The following is an 18,919-nucleotide window of genomic DNA, read 5'->3' on the forward strand; positions in this document are numbered from 1 at the left end:
GCGACCAGGCGGGCCAGCACCCGGGTGACCAGCAGCGAGTGCGCGCCGAGCAGGAAGACGTCGTCGTGCACGCCGATCCGCGCGATGCCCAGGATCTCGGCCCAGGCCTCGGCGATGAGTTGCTCGGTCGGATCGCTCGGCGCGGCGTACGGGGTCTCGTCGGCGAGGCGGTCGGCGACCGGGGCGGGCAGGGCCTTGCGGTCCACCTTCTTACTTGAGGTGAGCGGCAGTTCGGGGAGCGTGGACCAGAGCGATGGCACCATGTACTCGGGCAGCCGCGCGCCCGCGTACGCCCGCAGTTCGGCGACGTCCGGCGCCGCGTCGCCGTTCGGGACCAGGTAGGCGACCAGCCGGCGGTCCCCCGGCTGCACGTCCCGGGCCACCACCGCGACCGCGCGGATCCCCGGGTGCTGGGCCAACACCGCTTCGATCTCGCCGAGTTCGATCCGGAAGCCGCGCAGCTTGACCTGGTGGTCGATCCGGCCGAGGGCTTGGTGGAGCTGGCCAAGGCCGCGCGCCACCGGGTACGCCGTCGCAATGCTCTCCAACTTCTTCGGCCTGGACTCGTACGACCCCGATGCGGCGGGTACCGGGCATCGGCCTCGCGAACCTGCGCCGCGTGGGACGTTCACTGCTTGCGGCAGTGATAGGTGGTCAGCTGACGGCGCAGAGCAGCAGGTCGAGGACCGGCCCGGTGCTGGCCTGGTAGGGCCCGACGTAGGTGTAGCCGAGGCGGTCGTAAAGCCGCCGCGCCGCCTGATTGCCGGGCATGACGAGCAGCGAGACCCAATCGGGGGCGAGGACCCGCAGGAGCTCGGCGTGTAGGGCGGTGCCGATTCCGTGACCTTGCCAAGCGGGGCGGACGGCCAGCTCGCACACCCCGATCAACCTGGTGGTGGTACGAGCAGGTTCGGGAATGGAGGGGAGCAACTGCTCGCCATACCAGTAGGTCGGGGTAGCGGGGAAGGCGTAGCCGAACCCGACCAGCTCACCGTCACGGTAGCCGGCTATGAGGGTGAAGCCGTCGCGCTTGGCGTGGCCGGCGATCTGCCGGCGGAGGCTATCGGCGTCGAACCCGGCCTCGGCGGTCTCGCGGTTGCCCTGGTGCGCGTCGGTCCAGACCTCGGCGAGCGTGTCGAGGAGAGGTGGGATATCGCCCGGACCGTAGCGGCGCATGGTGGTCTCCAGGCGGGTCGGCTGCTCAGTCATGTTCTTCTCCTCGGTCGTGGTCATCCGGCGGTGGCGTCTTGGTAAGCGTCGAGCCAGTCGGCGCTTGCTCGGGTTCGGTGCGGGGTGATGGCGCTGACGAGGTCGCGCAGGGCTCGCTCCAGGCGCTGGGACTGGACATTGGGCAGGTAGGCGAGAGCGCGGTGGCCGGCGTCGGCTGCGGCCTCCGGATCGGGTCGCGTGCTGTTCAGGTGGTGCAGCGCGATGTCCACGGTGTAGAGGGACCGGTTGCGGGCGTGGCCGTCGCCGGTGAGGAGAACGGCCTGTTCGGCGCCTGCGGCAGCGCGGTCGTGCTGGCCGAGGTCGGCGCGGCAAAGCGATTCGAGGCCGGCCAGTTCGCCGGGTGAGTAGAAATCGATCCAGGCCGGGTCGCCTTCAGCCGGGCCCTCGGCATAGAGGTGGTGGGCACGGACCACGGCCCGATCAGTGGCGGCGCTGTCGCCCTGGCGGGCCCAGCCACGGGCCTCCCTCATATGCAGCAGAGACAGCCAGCGCGGGGAGCCGAGCGGACCGGTGGCTTGCTGGGCGGCTTGGGCGGCGGCGACGGCTTCGCGGGGATGGCCGGTGGCATGGGCGAGCAGGGACATGCAGCCAAAGGAGTGCGCCTCCAGGCCGAGATCGCGGGCCATACGGGCGCTGGCCAGCGCCTCGGTGTAAAACGAGCGGGCCTTGCCTGGCAAGCCGGAATCGTGAGCGAGCCAGCCTACCGCCACGCTCAGCTCGCCAGTGGCGATGTGGAGCTGACGACCGATCTCCTCGGTATAGCTGCCCGTCTGCAGCCAGGCGTGCGCGGCGTTCAGGGCGTGGGCGGCCTGGCTGCGCAGCTGCGCCGAACCGTGGCGCAGGTCGGCGTCGTAGAGCGTCTGCTCGGCGTCGTGGAGGCTGCGGACGTGGTCCGGGGTGATCCGGCCGGCTGGCAGGACGGTGGTGGCGAGCGCGCCAGCGCCGAGTAGGAGGAGGCTGCGGCGGTTCACGTCGTCCTCCTGTTCCTGGTGCGGTGGGTCCGGACGCCGCCTGGTGTCGGGCCGAACGAACCCGAGCTCCGTCAAGTCGATGCCGCCAAAGATGCTGCTCAAAACCCGTCTCGCGTCGCGGCGGGGCCAGCCGGGGCGGTCGGACTCCCAGCGCCGCACCTGGCGCACCGAGATGTCCGCAGCCTCGCTGATCGCCAGGGCGTGGGATCGGTAGGCGGCGGCGAAGTCCTCCTGGGTGTGCCAGCCGTGCCGGATCCGCGCGGTGACGAACAGCGTGTTCCCTGGCGTGGGCTCATCCATGCGGCACCTCCGGTCCGAGGGAGACGGTAGCGGTTCGGGAACACGTTGAGCGATGGCAATGTACCGCCGAGTGACAGATGACCGCTGACATGTCCTCAGATCTGACCTCGACTCAGTGGCGCTCTGGCGCTGAACTGGTGTGGCGGCTCGGCCCATATGCCGTGCCCGAGCTGTCCCCCGCGACGAGAAGGACGGAGTTCCGGTATGCCCGCTGGCTGCACCTGCCAGTGCGGCCCGGGCGGCTCACCGAGGCGGGCCTGCTCGCGGCGACGCTGGGACGGCCATCGTCCTGACCAACCGTCACCCGCGTCGCTCGACGCCCCTGAACGTCGGCAGCCCTGCCGACTGCACCACAACAAACACTCCCGTGAAGGAGGAGTTCGTCATGAAGAAGAACACCGTTGTGAAGCTCGACCCGAAGAAGCTGGTCGCCCTGCAGGCCAAGGTGACCCGACTGGTGGGCACCGGCGCGCTGACCGCCGCCCCACACACCTACCACCACTGAGCACCACCCGGGCGGGCCGGCCGCGATGGCCGGCCTGCCCGGGCCCACCCACAAAGGAGACAAGTGCCGTGAACACCGACACCCGCCTGGAGCTGACATTCCTGGGCCACCAGACCTGGCTTGTCCAGGGCGGCGGCCACCGCGTGCTGATCGACCCCGTCCTCAAGACGCACTTCGGGCTGCCCGGCCGGGCCGAGTGCCGGGTCTGGCCACCACGCGAGATCGACACCGGCCTCATGCCGACCCCGGACGCCATCGTGTTGACCCACGAGCATCTGGACCACTTCCACCTGCCCTCGCTCGACTTGCTGCCGCGCACTGTGCCTGTCTACAGCGGCCCGCTGCTGCCCGCAGCCGTCGAAGAGGTCATCACCCGGCTCGGGTTCACCGTGCACCGGATCGACCACACTGCCGCAGTCCTGCTCGGCCAGCTCCGCCTCACGCTATATCCGGCCGGCGCCAAGACCCTTTGGTGGGAGGACCGCGTCGTCCAGCCGTGCATGCAGGTCGCCGACGGCCCCTCGGTGTTCATCGCGGTCGACGCCGACCCCTCCGACCTGTACCTGCAGGCCATCGCCGAGGGCACCGAACCCACCCCGCGCATGGCGGTGGTCTCCAACAACTCCCAGATCGTGCCCCCCGGTATGCCCGCCAGCTCGGTGAACCTGCTGCCTGGCCTGGACGGCACCCGACACAAGACCGGCCTGGCCGTCCTGAACCAGTTGCTCCTGGAGGTCCTCGCCCCGCTGCCCGGCACAGCCGACGTCACGCTGTGCGGCAACGGGTTCCTGCCGCCCGGCAGCCCGCACGGCCCGTTCCTCTACTCCGACCACCCCGCCATGGCCGCGGCCGCCAACAGCCTGCAGCCGCTCTTCGACGTTCACGGACCGCGCCCGGGCGACCGTCTGACCGTTCCAGCATCGGCAGACGAGAAGGTCACCCGAGGTCAGGTCGGATGGCTGCGCATCGACGAGGACTTCGAGTACGAGGCCCTGGTCGCGCACGCCAGATTTCTCACGGACCCCGGCACGGCCGAGCTCGCGCCGCTGGCCGAGCCGCCCGCCGACTGGGACCGGGCGCTGGCCCTGGTCGAGGCCGAACTGCCCCGGCTTGGCAGAGAGCTGCTGGCAACCGGCACCGGCGCCGTGGCCACCAGCATCCACGAGTACCTGACCGGCCCGCTGGGTGCACACCGCATGGTCCTACGCCTCAAGGACGGCCCCGGCGGCGAACTCCTGCAGTTCGCCTGGGACCTGACCACCGCGAGCTTCGTGCGGGTCGAGGCCACCGACCGCGAGGACGCCATGACCGTCTACCCGTTCGGCGCCGAGGTGTTCTTCCAGGACTACACGGCGCTGCTCCAGGGCCGCCTGCAGGTCTGGGACGTGGCCGGCGGCGCGATGGAGTGCTGGAGCATCGGAGCCCCGCTGGACAGCCCCGTCTACGCTTTCTTCCGCATCTACGGCGAGCACCAGCGCCCCGACCTGGCCGCCCTGTCCTACCGCCACATCCTCCCGGCGCCGGCCGGTACCCGGTGACGGCAGCGCCGGCCACCGCCGCCGAGGCCCTGACGGGCCTGGCCCGCATCCGCCCCACCGGGTGGCTGGCCACCCCGATGCCCACCGACGAAGTGAGCCTGCTGGGCCGCGCCCAGCAGGCCCTGGACGCCGACCACCCCGGCATCGCGGGGACGCTACGCCTGGTGGCCGCCCGGTACACCGCCGCCGTGTTCACCGTGCACACCCCCACCGGCCCGCAGATCCTCAAGCTGCACGCCGACCCAGGCGCGTTCGCCGGCGAGAGCCTCGCCTACGACCTGCTCACCGGCACCGCCCCGGTCGCCCGCCTTCACGCAGAAGGCGAGGACACCCGGTCCCTGCTGCTGGAGTACCTCCCACAGGCAGCCGACTGGACCAGACCGGACACCGTCACCGCGCTCGCCGAGTGCGTCGCCGCAGTGCACACCGCCTCGCTGCGCCTGGGCGCGGTCGCCGCCGAGGCGATGGCTCCCTTCGGTGTCGGCCGCCAGCTCCTCGCCCCGGCTCCGTACTGGATCACCGACACCGCCGCGTGGAGCGAGGTCCTGGCGATGCAGCAGGACGCCTACGGGCCCGGCCTGGTGCCACTCGGACACCTCGACCTCAAGCCCGAGCACCTGCGCCGGCGCGATACCGGCGAACTGGTGCTGCTGGATGTGGAGACCGTCCGACCGGACGTAACCGGGCTGATCGACCTGGTCACCTTGCCCGCCGTCTACCGTCAGGCCGGGCACTCGATCCCCGCCAGCCGGGTCCGGGACCTCTACCTGGAGGCGGTCGCCGCGCATGGCGCGAGCTGGACCACCAGCAGCTTGAAGGAAGCGCTGCGCGCGTTCGCAACGGCCACCGGACTGCGCGGCCTGCACGGCCTGGACGAGTGATACCCCCAACACCGAGCGCCCCCGCCCGAACCCAAGACCAGACGGTTCGCAGCGGGGGCGCTCGGTCGTGCGGTCACGCCCTACGGGCCGTCGATCCCGATCACCGTGCCGAACGGGTCGCGCAGCTGGGCGATGCGCCGCCCCGGCTCGATCTCCAGCGGGCCGCGATGGTGCTCACAGCCGGCCGCCAGCAGCCACTCCCGCGCGCGGTCCACGTTATCCACCGACCAGTACACGACCGGGCTGCCACCCCTGGCGTTGCGCTCGTCGTCCACCGGGTGGAAGCCCAGCTCGACCCTGTCGTGCTCAACCCAGGCGTAGACCGCGCCCGACTCGCTGACCTCCGTCTTGACCGGCACGTCCAGCAGGTCGCCCCACCATCGGGCGGACGCCCCCGGATCCAGCGCGAACACCATCACCGTGCGGATGTTCTTGAACAACGCAGCCTCCCGCTCGTCATCGTAAGCGCGCTGGCCCCTTCGCGTGGGGCCGACACAGGAGCACTGGGCAACGGCCACACACAACGCATCCGGTGAGCGCAGGCTATCCCTCCTGGGCCAGGAGTTCGGCGACCTCCTCGTCGGTCAGCTCCGCGATGTCGGCCTCGACCGCCTCGCGGACCACCTCCGCCAGGGTCGCCACGGTGGTCGCCTCGAAGAGGCGGCGCAGCGGGATCGTCACGCCGAAGACGGCGACCAGGCGGGCCAGCACCCGGGTGACCAGCAGCGAGTGCGCGCCGAGCAGGAAGACGTCGTCGTGCACGCCGATCCGCGCGATGCCCAGGATCTCGGCCCAGGCCTCGGCGATGAGTTGCTCGGTCGGATCGCTCGGCGCGGCGTACGGGGTCTCGTCGGCGAGGCGGTCGGCGACCGGGGCGGGCAGGGCCTTGCGGTCCACCTTCTTACTTGAGGTGAGCGGCAGTTCGGGGAGCGTGGACCAGAGCGATGGCACCATGTACTCGGGCAGCCGCGCGCCCGCGTACGCCCGCAGTTCGGCGACGTCCGGCGCCGCGTCGCCGTTCGGGACCAGGTAGGCGACCAGCCGGCGGTCCCCCGGCTGCACGTCCCGGGCCACCACCGCGACCGCGCGGATCCCCGGGTGCTGGGCCAGCACGGCCTCGATCTCGCCGAGTTCGATCCGGAAGCCGCGCAGCTTGACCTGGTGGTCGATCCGGCCGAGGAACTCGATCGTGCCGTCCGGCAGGTAGCGGACCAGGTCGCCGGTGCGGTACAGCCGGCCCCCGGGCACGTCGCCGAACGGGTCCGGGATGAACTTCTCGGCCGTCAGCGCGCCCCTGCGGTGGTAGCCGCGGGCCAACCGGACGCCGGCCAGGTGCAGTTCACCGGCGACGCCGACCGGCACCGGGTCACCGTCCCGGTCCAGGACGTACGCGCGGGTGCCGGGCACCGGGCGGCCGATCGGCAGAGCCGCCTCGCCGCGGCCCGCCGGGGCGCCGGGGACGGGGTGCAGCACGCAGGTGACGGTCGCCTCGGTCGGCCCGTAGTTGCACAGGAACCGGCCGGGCAGCCCGGTCGCCGCCCAGCCGCGCGCGTCATCGACCGTGACGACGTCGCTGCCGACGTTCATCAGGCGCAGGCCGAGCAGCCGCGGGTCGCCGGGCTCGATGTGGCGCAGCACCTCGCGGTAGTAGGCGGGCGTGATCTCCATGATGGTGATCCGGTGCTCGGCGACCCGCTCGGGCAGCTCGGCCGGGCTCCAGAACAGCGGGTCGGCGACCACCACGGTCGCGCCGGCCAGCAGCGTCGCCGCGATCTGGTCCATCGCCACGTCGAAGGTGAGGGCCGAGAGCAGCACCACCCGGTCGTCCGGGCGGATGCCGTACGCCTCGGCGATCACCCGGCAGTGGTGGGCGTAGGAGCCGTGCTCGATCAGCACGCCCTTGGGCCGGCCGGTCGAGCCGGAGGTGAAGATCATGTACGCGAGCTCGTCCGGACCGGCCTGCGCCGGCGGGTTGTCGGCGGGGCACGAGGCGATCCGCGCCGCCTCGTCCGCGCCGTCGAGCAGGACCAGCGGGCAGCCGGCCCCGGCGAGCCGCTCGGCGTACCGCTCGGCCGTCAGGACCACCTTCGCCCCGGCGTCGGCGAGCATGAACGCGAGCCGCTCCGAGGGGTGTTCGGGATCGACGGGCACGTACACGCCGCCCGCCTTGAGCACCGCGAGCAGCGCGACGACCACCTCGGTGCCGCGCTCCAGGCAGACCGCGACCAGGCTCTCGGCACCCACGCCGAGCGCCATCAGGTGGTGGGCCAAGCGGTTCGCGCGCTCGTTGAGCTCGCGGTAGCTCAGGCCGTCCGCCCCGAACGCGACCGCCTCGGCGGTCGGCTGCGCGGCCGCTCGGCGCTCGAAGAGCGCGGGCACGCAGCCGACCGGATCGGGCTCGGCGGCAGCCTTCCAGGTATCGATCTGCCAGGTGTCCAGCAGCAGTTCGCGCTCGGGCTCGGTGAGCATCGCGAGCCGGCCGATCGGCGCCTCGGGGCTCTCGGTCGCGGCGCGCAGCAGCCGCAGGTAGTGCCCGGCCATCCGCTCCACGGTGGCCCGGTCGAAGAGCGCCGTGGCGTACTCGAAGAGACCGGTCAGGCTGCCGTCGGCGCGGTGGCCGAGCGAGAGCGTCAGGTCGAACTTCGCGGTCCGCCACGGCGACGGGACGCGTTCCACCGCGATCCCGTCCAGCCGCAGCGGCGTGCGCTGCGCGTGCTGGAGCTCGAACATCACCTGGAAGAGCGGGTTGCGGGAGAGGTCCCGCTCGGGCTGCAGCTCGTCCACCAGGCGTTCGAACGGCAGGTCCTGGTGGCTGTAGGCGCCGACCACGTCCTGGCGCACCTGGTCGAGCAGCGCGGTGAAGCTCGGGTCGCCGCCGAGGTCGGCGCGGAGCACCACGGTGTTGATGAAGGTCCCGACGACCTCCTCGACCTCCGGACGGGTGCGCCCGGCGACCGGCGTGCCGACCGAGATGTCGCTCTCCCCCGTGTACCGGGCGAGCAGCACGTCGAACGCGGCCAGCAGCACGACGAACGGCGTCACCGCGTGCCGCCGGGCCAGCGCGGTGACCGCCTCGGCGGTCTGCGCCGGCACGTCCACGCTCAGCAGCTCGCCGCGCGGGTCGCGCACGGCAGGTCGCGGCCGGTCGGTCGGCAGCTCGAGCGGGGTCAGGCCGGCCAGCCGCTCGCGCCAGTGCGCCAAGTGCCGCTCGGGCTCCGGGCTCTGCTCCCAGCGCTCCTGCCAGGCCGCGAAGTCGGCGTACTGCACGGGTGGTTCGGGCAGCGCCGGACCGCCGGTCAGCCGGGCGCGGTAGAGCTGCCCGAGGTCGCGGGTGAGCACGTCGATCGACCAGCCGTCCACCGCGATGTGGTGCGCGGTGAGCGCCAGCAGGTGCTCCTCGGGATCGACCCGGAGCAGCAGCACGTGCAGCGGCGCCTCCCGGTCCAGCGCGAACGGCCGGGCGGTCTCGGCCCGCAGCAGCTGCTCGGCGCGCTCGGCGGCCTGCCCGTGCGGCAGGCCGGAGAGGTCCACCGGGACGACGGCGAGCGGGGCCGGCGGGTCGATCAGCTGGACCGGGAAGCCGTCGGGCGCCGCGTACCGGGTGCGCAGCACCTCGTGACGGGCCACCAGGTCGTCCAGTGCGCCGGTGAGCGCGCCGGTGTCCAGCGGGCCGCGCAGGCGCAGCACGAGCGGCACCAGGTACTCGGCGCTGCCGGGTTCGAGCTGGTCGAGGAACCACATCCGGCGCTGCGCGGCGGACGGCGCCGGCGCGGCGCCGGTCCTGGGCACCGCCACGACCGGGCCGACGGTGTCGGCCGCGAGCGCGCCGGGTGTGGCGAGCAGCGCCGCCAGGCCCGCCACGGTGCGCCGGGCGAACACCTCGGCGACCGGCAGTTCGGCGCCGAGCGCCGCCCGCAGCCGGAAGACCAGCCGGGTGGCGAGCAGCGAGTGGCCGCCGAGCGCGAAGAAGTCGTCGTGCGCGCCGACCCGGTCCAGCGCCAGCACGTCGGCGAAGACCGCCGCGACCGTGCTCTCGACCGGTCCGCGCGGCGGCACGTACGCGTCGGCGACCAGGCCGTCGAGGCCGGGCAGCGCGTCCCGGTCGACCTTGCCGCTGGCGGTCAGCGGCAGCGCGTCGAGGATCCGCAGCACGGCGGGGACCATCGCCTCCGGCAGCCGTTCGGTCAGGTGGGCGCGCAGCTGGGCGGTGAACTCCGGCTCGGAGGAAACGAGTTCGCCGGCCGGCACCAGGTGCGCGACCAGCTGCTGGTCGCCGTAGACGCCGACGGCCGCGGCCGCAACCCCGGGGTGCTCGCAGAGGACCGCCTCGATCTCGCTCGGCTCGATCCGGATGCCGCGCAGCTTGACCTGCCGGTCCACCCGGCCGAGGTACTCCAGGCAGCCGTCCGCCCGGCGCCGGACCAGGTCACCGGTGCGGTAGAGCCGCTCGCCGGGCACCGCCGGGTACGGGTTCGGGGTGAACCGCTCGGCGGTCAGATCGCCCCGCCCGACGTAGCCACGCGCCAAGCCGACGCCCGCGACGCAGAGTTCGCCGCGCACGCCGACCGGCACGAGGCCGCCGTCGGCGTCCAGCACCAGGATCCTGGTGTTGTCCAGCGGCTCCCCGATCGGCGCCAACTCGCCCGGCTCGCCCGCGACGCAGCGCCAGGAGGTGACGTCGATCGCGCACTCGGTCGGGCCGTAGGTGTTGACCAGCGTGACCGGCAGCAGGCCGAAGAGCCGGTCGCAGAGCTCGGCGGGCAGCGGCTCACCGGCGCAGAAGACCAGCCGCAGGGTGGCGCAGTCGCGCAACTCGGGCTGCTGCACCAGCATCCGCAGCACCGAGGGGACGAGCTGCAGCACGGTGACCCGGTGCTCGATGACGGCCCGGACCATCGCGGCCGGGTCGCGCGGCACGCCGTCCTCGGCGACCACCACCGTGCCTCCGCCGACCAGCGGCGCGAGGAACTCCCAGACCGAGGCGTCGAAGCCGACGGTGGTCTTCTGCAGCACCCGGTCGCCGGCGCCCAGGCCGTGTTCGCGGACCGTCCACAACACCCGGTTGCGGATCGCCTCGTGGCTCACCGCGACGCCCTTGGGACGGCCGGTGGAGCCCGAGGTGTAGATGACGTACGCGGCGGCGGCCGGATCGGTGGCGGGCAGCGGCTCGGTGCCGCGGCGGGCGATGACCGCCGCGTCCTCGTCCAGCAGCACCAGCCGGACGCCGTCCAGCGCGTTGGTGCCCAGATCGTCGGTGCCCAGGCCGTCGGCGCCGAAGGGCCGCAGCGCTTCGTCGCGGATCCAGGACTGGCTGATCAGCACCTTCGCGCCGCTGTCGCGCAGCACGTACGCGCGGCGCTGGGCCGGGTGGCTCGGGTCGATCGGCACGTAGGTGCCGCCGGCCCGGTGCACCGCGAGCAGCGCGGTGACCAGGTCGGCGTCCCGCCGCAGCGACACCGCGACGGGCGTCTCCGCGCGGACCCCGAGCGCGTCCAGGTGCCGGGCCAACCTGGCTGCCCTGGCGTCGAGTTCGGCGTAGCTCAGGGTCTCGTCGCCGAACACGACCGCGGTGGCGTCCGGCGTCCGGGCGGCCTGCTCGGCGATCAGCTCGGGCAGGCACCGATCGGGCCGGGCGACGGCGGTGTCCCGCCGGCCGGCGACCAGCTCGTGGCGCTCGGCCGGGTCCAGCATGTCGACCCGGTCCAGTGGCAGCGCGGGGTCGCCGAGCACGGCGGCGAGCAGCCGGCCGTAGTGCCCGGCCAGCCGCTGCACGGTGGCCCGGTCGAAGAGCGCGGTCGCGTACTCGAAGCCGCAGCGCAGCACGCCGTCGGGCTGCCGCTGCACCGAGAGCATCAGGTCGAACTTCGCGATCGGCCAGGAGAGTCCGAGCTGCTCGACGTCGAGGCCGGCCAACTCGAAGCCGCCGTCCCGGACCTGGCCGAGCTCGAACATCACCTGGAAGAGCGGGTTGCGGGACGGGTCGCGCTCGGGCGCCAGCTGCTCGACGATCCGCTCGAACGGCACGTCGGCGTGCGAGTACGCGTCCAGTGCCATCGCCCGGACCCGGTCCAGCAGTTGTTCGAACGTCGGCTGCCCGGACAGATCGCCGCGCAGCACCAGCGTGTTCGCGAAGAACCCGAGCAGGCCCTCGGTCTCGGGCCGGGTCCGGCCGGAGACCGCGGTGCCGACCGCGAGGTCCTGCTGCCCGGTGTACCGGCCGAGCAGCGCGTAGAACCCGGCGAGCAGCACCATGAACGGCGTCGCGCCGTGCCGGCGGGCCAATTCGTCCACCCTCGAGCCGAGTTCGGCGGGCAGCTCGACCGCGAGCCGGTCGCCGCGCCAGTCCCGCACCCGGGGGCGGCGGCGGTCGGTCGGCAGCTCCAGCGGGGTCAGCCCGGCCAGCCGGGCGCACCAGTGGTCCAGCCGCTCGGCGAACGCCTCGGTCTCGGCCGCCGCGCGCTGCCACACCGCGTAGTCGGCGTACTGCACGGGCAGCGGCTCGACCGGCAGCCCGGCGTAGTGCCGGGTCAGCTCCTCGGCGAGCACCTCGACCGACCAGCCGTCCGAGGTGATGTGATGCAGCGTCAGCAGTAGGAGATGATCATGCCCGTGCTCGCCCAGCCGGACCAGCATCGCGCGGGCCGGGGTCTCGGTGGCGAGGTCGAACGGGCGCCGCAGATCGTCCTGGAGCAGCCGCAGCGCGGCCTCCTCGTCCGCCGCCTCGACGAGCTCGACCGGGATCCGTGCGGCCGGGTCGATCAACTGGTGCGGCACGCCGTCCTGTTCGACGAAGCGGGTGCGCAGCACCGCGTGCCGCTCGGTGAGCCGGTCCAGCGCCGCCAGCAGCGCGGGCCGATCGAGCGGGCCGCGCAGCCGCAGCGCGAACGGCACCAGGTAGTCGGTCGCACCGGGTGCCAACCGGTCCAGGAACCAGAGCCGTTGCTGGGCGAACGAGAGCGGCAGCGGGCGGTCGTGCGGCACGCTCGGGATCGGCTCGCCGTCCGAGGCACCCTCGGGCGCACCGCCGTCCGCCGCCGTGATCGCCTCGGCGAGCCGGGCCACCGTGCCGGCGCCGAAGACCGTGGCCAGCGGCACCTCGACGGCCAGTAGCTCGCGCAGCCGGAACGCGAGCCGGATCGCCAGCAGCGAGTTGCCGCCGAGTGCGAAGAAGTCGTCGTGCACGCCGACTTCGGGCAGTCGCAGTCCGAGCAGCTCGGCCCAGAGCTCCGCCACGGCCTGCTCGGTCGGCGTCCGCGGCGCCACCCTGGCGCCGTCCGCGCCGAGCCGGTGGACGGCCGGGTCGGGCAGCGCCCGGTGGTCCACCTTGCCGCTGGTGGTGTGCGGGATCGCGGGCAGCGCGACGTACTGCGCGGGCACCATGTGCGCGGGCAGCACCCGGCGCAGCCGGGCCCGCAGCTCCTCCGGGTCCGGCGCGGCGTCACCGGCCGGCACCAGGTAGGCGACCAGCCGGGCCGCGGCGCCGGTCCCGTGCGCCAGCACGGCCGCCTCGCGGACCGCCGGGTGCGCGAGCAGCGCCGCCTCCACCTCGGCCGGCTCGATCCGGAACCCGTGGATCTTGATCTGGGTGTCCACCCGGGCAACGAACTCCACACTCCCGTCGGCCCGGTGGCGCACCAGGTCGCCGCTGCGGTAGAGCCGCTCACCGGGCACCGTGGCGAACGGGTCGGGCACGAAGCGCTCGGCGGTCAGGTCGCTGCGCCCGTGGTAGCCACGGGCCAGCTGGGCGCCGCCGATGTACAGCTCGCCGACCGTGCCGGGCAGCACCGGGCGCAACTCGCCGTCCAGCACGTACATCCGGGTGTTGGCGATCGGGTCGCCGATTGCCAGCGGGCCCGGCGGCAACTCCGCCGCCCGGCGTACCAGCACCGAGCAGCCGACGGTCGTCTCGGTCGGCCCGTACTCGTTGAAGACCACGGTCTCGGGCGCGTGCTGCTGCCAGGGCGCGAGCATCGCTCCGGTCAGCAGCTCGCCGCCGACCACCAGGTGCGGCGCGGCGGTGCGCAGCGCCGAAGCGGGCAACTCGCGGCCCAGCACGCCGAGGTGGGTCGGGGTGAGCTTGAGCAGGTCGAAGCTCTCCCGGGAGAGCGCATCGACGAGCGCGTCGAGTCCGGGCGCGCCGTCGTCGGGCGTCAGCGTGACGGCCGCGCCGGTGAGCAGCGCGGGGAAGAGCGAGGTGACCGGCAGGTCGAAGGCGACCGGCGAGTACAGCGGCGTGCCGTTGCCCGCCGACAGGTACGTCCGGGCCGCCCAGAGCACGTAGTTGACCAGGTTGCGGTGCGTCACCATGACGCCCTTGGGTTGCCCGGTGGAGCCGGACGTGAAGATCACGTAGGCGAGATTGTCGGGCGCTACAGTCTCCGGCACGGCGCCCGGCTCCGGGGCCTGCGCCACCGGTTCGGATCCGACCGTGACCAAGTGGCCCCGCCAGTCGGCCGGCCGCAGGTCCTCGCTGGTCACCAGCACCCCGACGCCGGCCGAGGCGAGCAGCGCGGAGCGGCGCAGCTCCGGGTGCTCCGGCACCAGCGGCAGGTATGCGCCGCCCGCCTTGAGCACCGCGAGCAGCGCCACCACCAGCTCGGGCCGGCGCCGCAGGCAGACGCCGACCAGCGTCTCGGGACCGACGCCGGCCGCGCGCAGCCGGTGCGCGAGCGCGTTCGCCCGGCCGTCCAGCTCGCGGTACGTCAGCTGCGCCGCCGGTTCGCCGGACCCACCGCCCGGCATGCCGTCGGACACACCGCCGGAGACACTGCGCACGGCGATCGCGTCCGGCGTGCGCGCGGCCTGCGCCGCGAACAGCTCGTGCAGGCAGCTCTCCGGCATCGGCTCGGCGGTGTCGTTGTACTTCTCCAGCAGCGTGTGCCGGTCGTCGTCCGCGAGCAGCTCGATCCGGTGCACCGGCAGGTCCGGCTCGGCCAGCGCGCCGGCCAGCAGTCGGCGCAGCCCGTCCGCCAGGCGCTGGACGGTCGGCCGGTCGAAGAGCGCGGTCGCGTACTGGAGCCGGGCGTTCAGGCTGCCGTCGGGCATCACGTCCGCGTCGAGCGCGAGGTCGAACGGGGAGCCGACCAGCGGGGTCCGGACCAGCTCGGTCTCCAGGCCGGGCAGCGTGATCGGCGCGGTGGGCGCGTTGTTCAGCGAGAAGGAGACCTGGAACAGCGGGTTGCGCGACAGGTCGCGCTCGGGCGCGAGCTCGTCCACGATCAGCTCGAACGGCGCCTCGGCGTGCGTCAGCGCGCCGAGCGTATCCGCGCGGGCCCGGTCCAGCAGCGCGCCGAAGGTCGGCTGCCCCGAGAGGTCGCCGCGCAGCACGACGGTGTTGACGAAGAGCCCGATCAGGCCCTCGGCCTCGGTCCGGGTGCGGCCCGCGACCGGGGTGCCCACCGCGATGTCCTGCTGTCCGCTCCAGCGGCCCAGCAGCGCCTGGAACGCCGCGAGCAGCACCATGAAGCGGGTCGCCCGGCGGCCCCGGGCGAACCGGTCCACCTCGGCGACCACCTCGGCGGGCAGCTCGAACCGGATCACGTCACCGGCGCCGTCCCAGACCGGCGGCCGGGGGCGGTCGGTCGGCAGCGCGGGCGCCGCGAGGTCGGCCAACCGGGTGCGCCAGTAGTCGAGTTGGCGGTCCAGCCGGGCGCCGGTCAGCCGCTCGCGCTGCCACTGGGCGAAGTCGGCGTACTGGATCGGCAGCGGCGCCGGGGCTGCCGAGGCCGCCAGGGCCGCCGGTGTGGCAGCGCCGTCAGCGGTGCGTGCGCGGTAGCCGGCGGCCAGCTCGGCGCCGAAGACGCTCCAGGAGAGCCCGTCGAACGCGATGTGGTGCACCACCACGAGCAGCAGGTGGTCGTCCTCGGCCAGCCGCGCCAGCAGCAGCCGCAGCGGCGGCTCCTCGGCGAGGTCCAGCGGGCGGCGCAGCTCCCGCTCGACCAGCTCGGCCACCCGCGCGTCGCGCGCCGCGGCGCCGTCGGTACTCGCACCACCCCCGAGCTCGCGCCGCTCCAGCGCGACCCCCGCGTGGTCGGCGAGCTGGCGCACGGTGCCGTCGCCGGCCGGCAGGTACCGGGTCCGCAGCACCTCGTGCCGCTCGACGATCGCGGCGAGCGCGCCGGCCAGCGCCTCGCCGTCGAGGCCGCCGCGGATCCGCAGCGCGAGCGGGAGCAGGTAGTCCGGCGAGCCGGGCCGCAGCCGGTCCAGGAACCAGAGCCGCTGCTGCGCGAACGACGCCGCCCTGCCGCTCGCCCCGGTCACGCGCGTCACACCGGTCACGCGCGCCGCACCCCCGAGGCTGTCGTCGCTCTCCACCCGGCCACCTCCATGGATTCCACGAACACGAAACGGACGCACAGCGCGTCCGCTGCGAAGCCTGCTGCCCGGCGCCGACCGGCACCAGGGACGGAGCGGCAGCGGTCGGTTGCCGGTCCTGCTGCACGTTTGTCTCTGGTCGGCGCGCCGGCGGACGGGCACGCTCACCCCGTACCGATTCGCCCCCGTCTTCCGTCGAGGAGAGCCGTTCATGGCCGAGGAACACGCCGACACACGCCCCTACCTCGTCGTGGTCAACGACGAGGAGCAGTACTCGATCTGGCTCGCGGACCGGGAGCTGCCGCTCGGCTGGCACGCCGAGGGCACCCGGGGCAGCCGCGAGGAGTGCCTCGCCCACATCGGCACGGTCTGGACCGACATGCGCCCGCTGAGCCTGCGGCAGCGCATGGAGCAGCCGGCGCTCGGATAGCCGGCGATGACCACACTTGCCGTGCCGTCCGAACCGGACGTGCAGCACTCACCCCTGCCCTCGGCACCACCGACCACCGCGCACACGTCCGGGCACACGTCCGGGCACACGTCCGGGCACACGTCCGGGCACACAGCCGGGCACCCCACCCTGCACCGCGGCGTGCTCGGCACCATCGGGGCGACGCCACTCGTCGAGCTGACCAGGCTCGACCCGGCGAGCCACTTCCGCAGCTACGCGAAGCTGGAGGCCCACAACCCCGGCGGCAGCATCAAGGACCGCTCCGCGCTGGAGATGCTGCGCGCCGCGATCCGCGCCGGGCAGGTCGTCCCCGGCCGCTCGACCGTCGTCGAGTCGAGCTCGGGCAACCTCGGCATCGGCCTCGCGCAGGTCTGCGGCTACTACGGGATCCGCTTCATCTGCGTGGTGGACCCGCGGACGAACCGGCAGAACCTCGCGATCATGCGGGCGCTGGGCGCCGAGGTCGAGGTCGTCACGACCACCGACCCGGCGACCGGCGAGTACCTGCCGGTGCGGATCCGGCGGGTGCGGGAGCTGGTCGCGGGCATGGAGCACGCGTACTGCCCCGACCAGTACTCCAACGTGCTCAACCCGCAGGCGCACCACACCACCATGCGGGAGATCTGGGAGGCGGTGCCCGGCGGGCTCGACTACCTGTTCTGCGCGACCAGCTCGTGCGGCACGCTGCGCGGCTGCGCGGAGTACGTGCGGGCCAACCGGCTACCGGTCACCATCGTGGCGGTGGACGCCGAAGGAAGCGTCATCTTCGGCAACGCGCCGGGCCCCCGGCTGATCCCCGGTCACGGTGCGGCCGTGCGGCCGAAGCTGTACCAGGACCGGCTGGCGGACGAGGTGGTGCACGTGGCCGATCTCGACTGCGTCGTGCACTGCCGCCGGCTCGCCGCGCGGGAGTCGATCCTGGCCGGCGGCTCGGCCGGGGCCGTGCTCGCCGCGATGCACGGCATGCGCGAGCGGATCCCCGCGGGTGCGAGCTGCGCGGTGATCCTGCCCGACCGCGGCGAGCGCTACCTCGACACGATCTACGACGACGACTGGGTCACCGGGCACTTCGGTGACGTCTCGCACCTCTGGAAGGACAAGAACAGCGTGACGGGAGTGGCAGCATGCTGATCCTCGGGGCCGGTGACGTCCGGCAGGTTCTCGACGGCGCGGAGCAGGAGGTGGTCGGCGCGGTGAGCCGGGCGTACCGGCTGCACGCGCGCGGGCGCACGGCCGTCCCGCACTCGGTGTTCCTGCGCTTCCCGCAGGACGCCCGCAACCGGATCATCGGACTGCCCGCGTACCTGGGCGACGACGCTGACGCGGACTCAGGCGACGGCAACGAAGACGCGGGCGCGGCGGTGGCCGGGATGAAGTGGATCTCGTCCTTCCCGGGCAACGTCGCCGCCGGGCTGGAGCGGGCCTCCGCCGCGCTGATCCTCAACTCGATGAGCACCGGGCACCCCGAGGCGTTCCTGGAGGGCTCGCTGATCTCCGCCCGGCGCACCGCCGCGAGCGCCGCGCTGGCGGCCGCCACCCTGGCGCCCCGGGAGCCGCAGACCGGTGTCACGCTGGTCGGCTGCGGGGTGATCAACTTCCAGGTGCTGGTCTTCCTGCGGACGCTGCTGCCCGAGCTGGACACCGTCACGCTGTTCGACCTCGCCCAGAACCGGGCGCAGGAGTTCGCGCAGCGCTGCACGGCGCGCTGGCCGGAGCTGAAGGTCACCGTCGCCGACGGGATCGACGACGCGCTCGCCGCGCACCGGCTCGTCGCGCTGGCGACCACGGCGTCCGTCCCGCACCTGGACGTCACGGCCTGCCGCCCCGGCACGCTGCTGCTTCACCTCTCGCTGCGCGACCTGACGCCGCAGACCATCCTGTCCAGCGTCAACATCGTCGATGACGCCGACCACGTCTGCCGCGAGGCCACCTCGCTGCACCTGGCGGAGCAGCAGGTCGGCCACCGCGACTTCATCACCGGCTCGCTGGGCGAGCTGCTGGAGCGCGGCGAGCCGTTCGAGCGGGACGAGGCCGCGCTGACCGTCTTCTCCCCGTTCGGCCTGGGCATCCTGGACCTGGCCGTGGCCGACCTCGTGCACCGCACGGCGGACCGGCTGGGCCTCGGCACCCGGCTGACGGGATTCCTGCCCGGCGCCGAGTGACCTCGGCTCAGCCCGCGGAAGGGGCGCCCTCGGCGGTGGGCGCCCCTTCCGCTTTCGCGTCCACTTCCGCACGATCCGGACAAACCGTCAGATGTCCGGACTCGCCACCCGGAACGGAGTCGAGCAGCGCCGCCGTCTCGGTGTCGAGCAGCCGGTACCGGACCACCCGGCCGTCCTTCGTGGCGGCAACCGTGCCGGAGACCCGCAGCAGGCGCAGCGTCTGGGAGACCGCGGTCTCGCTGATCCCGGTCGCCAGCGCGAGGTCGGAGACCGCGATCGGGCCGGCCCGGTGGATCGCGAGCAGCAGCGCGAGGCGGCCCGGTTCGGCGAGCAGCGAGAAGCGCGCGGCCCAGCCGCGCACCGTCTCCAGGTCGCCGATGCCGGCGATCGCGTCGCAGACGGTGTGCTCGTCGATCGCGCGCCGGTGCGCGCGGTCCTCCGGAACCAGATGCATGGGGGCCATTCTCCACCACGTCCCGGCACCGCCCGGCACCGCTCCGCGGCCGGTCACCGGCGGGCCCAGCCCCTCGTGCCCCGCGCCGCGGCACTCTGAGCAACGTCGGGTGC

At 73.5% G+C, this 18,919-nt stretch carries 11 protein-coding genes; 5 read left to right on the forward strand and 6 right to left on the reverse strand.

Going from position 1 to position 18,919, the window contains the following annotated elements:
* The 3 genes from AC060L_RS31065 to AC060L_RS31075 all read right to left on the reverse strand — a co-directional run.
* On the reverse strand, positions 1 to 548 hold a 548-nt coding region (locus AC060L_RS31065), incomplete at its 3' end, for an AMP-binding enzyme (protein ID WP_483802296.1).
* A gap of 106 nt (positions 549 to 654) precedes the next feature.
* The gene (locus AC060L_RS31070) at positions 655 to 1,233 is read right to left on the reverse strand and encodes an N-acetyltransferase family protein (RefSeq protein ID WP_483802297.1); all 579 of its coding nucleotides are present in this window, start codon (positions 1,231 to 1,233) and stop codon (positions 655 to 657) included.
* Positions 1,230 to 2,501: an NsdA family TPR-like regulatory protein gene (locus tag AC060L_RS31075; RefSeq protein WP_483802298.1), complete on the reverse strand. Its 1,272-nt coding sequence runs from the start codon at positions 2,499 to 2,501 to the stop codon at positions 1,230 to 1,232. Before AC060L_RS31075 ends, AC060L_RS31070 begins: the two co-directional genes overlap by 4 nt.
* A gap of 573 nt (positions 2,502 to 3,074) precedes the next feature.
* On the opposite strand from AC060L_RS31075, the gene AC060L_RS31080 reads away from it, so the two are divergent.
* Both AC060L_RS31080 and AC060L_RS31085 read left to right on the forward strand, forming a co-directional pair.
* The gene (locus AC060L_RS31080) at positions 3,075 to 4,544 is read left to right on the forward strand and encodes an MBL fold metallo-hydrolase (RefSeq protein ID WP_483802299.1); all 1,470 of its coding nucleotides are present in this window, start codon (positions 3,075 to 3,077) and stop codon (positions 4,542 to 4,544) included.
* A complete protein-coding gene (locus AC060L_RS31085) occupies positions 4,541 to 5,425 on the forward strand; it encodes a hypothetical protein (RefSeq protein ID WP_483802300.1) in 885 nt (294 codons plus the stop codon). The genes AC060L_RS31080 and AC060L_RS31085 overlap by 4 nt, the downstream gene beginning before the upstream one ends.
* A gap of 80 nt (positions 5,426 to 5,505) precedes the next feature.
* On the opposite strand, the gene AC060L_RS31090 is transcribed toward AC060L_RS31085, so the two are convergent.
* On the reverse strand, positions 5,506 to 5,865 hold the full coding sequence (locus tag AC060L_RS31090; protein ID WP_483802301.1) for a VOC family protein: 360 nt from the start codon (positions 5,863 to 5,865) through the stop codon (positions 5,506 to 5,508).
* A gap of 103 nt (positions 5,866 to 5,968) precedes the next feature.
* Positions 5,969 to 15,739: a non-ribosomal peptide synthetase gene (locus AC060L_RS31095; RefSeq protein ID WP_483802302.1), complete on the reverse strand. Its 9,771-nt coding sequence runs from the start codon at positions 15,737 to 15,739 to the stop codon at positions 5,969 to 5,971.
* Between the two features lie 211 nt (positions 15,740 to 15,950).
* On the opposite strand from AC060L_RS31095, the gene AC060L_RS31100 reads away from it, so the two are divergent.
* Genes AC060L_RS31100 through sbnB form a run of 3 tightly spaced genes read left to right on the forward strand, consistent with a single transcriptional unit; the run spans position 15,951 to position 18,352 of the window.
* Positions 15,951 to 16,169, forward strand: a complete 219-nt coding sequence (locus tag AC060L_RS31100) for an MbtH family protein (RefSeq protein ID WP_483802303.1) — start codon at positions 15,951 to 15,953, stop codon at positions 16,167 to 16,169.
* A gap of 6 nt (positions 16,170 to 16,175) precedes the next feature.
* Positions 16,176 to 17,321 (forward strand): 2,3-diaminopropionate biosynthesis protein SbnA, encoded by a 1,146-nt coding sequence (gene sbnA / locus AC060L_RS31105; protein WP_483802304.1) that lies wholly within the window; start codon positions 16,176 to 16,178, stop codon positions 17,319 to 17,321.
* Entirely contained in the window at positions 17,315 to 18,352 is a 1,038-nt protein-coding gene (gene sbnB / locus AC060L_RS31110) for a 2,3-diaminopropionate biosynthesis protein SbnB (RefSeq protein WP_483802305.1), read from the forward strand. Before sbnA ends, sbnB begins: the two co-directional genes overlap by 7 nt.
* 7 nt (positions 18,353 to 18,359) lie before the next feature.
* Here sbnB and AC060L_RS31115 read toward each other — a convergent pair whose 3' ends face one another.
* Entirely contained in the window at positions 18,360 to 18,806 is a 447-nt protein-coding gene (locus AC060L_RS31115) for an ArsR/SmtB family transcription factor (RefSeq protein ID WP_483802306.1), read from the reverse strand.
* Positions 18,807 to 18,919: the final 113 nt, after the last annotated feature.

The sequence above is a fragment of the Kitasatospora sp. NEAU-69 genome, assembly GCF_057158765.1.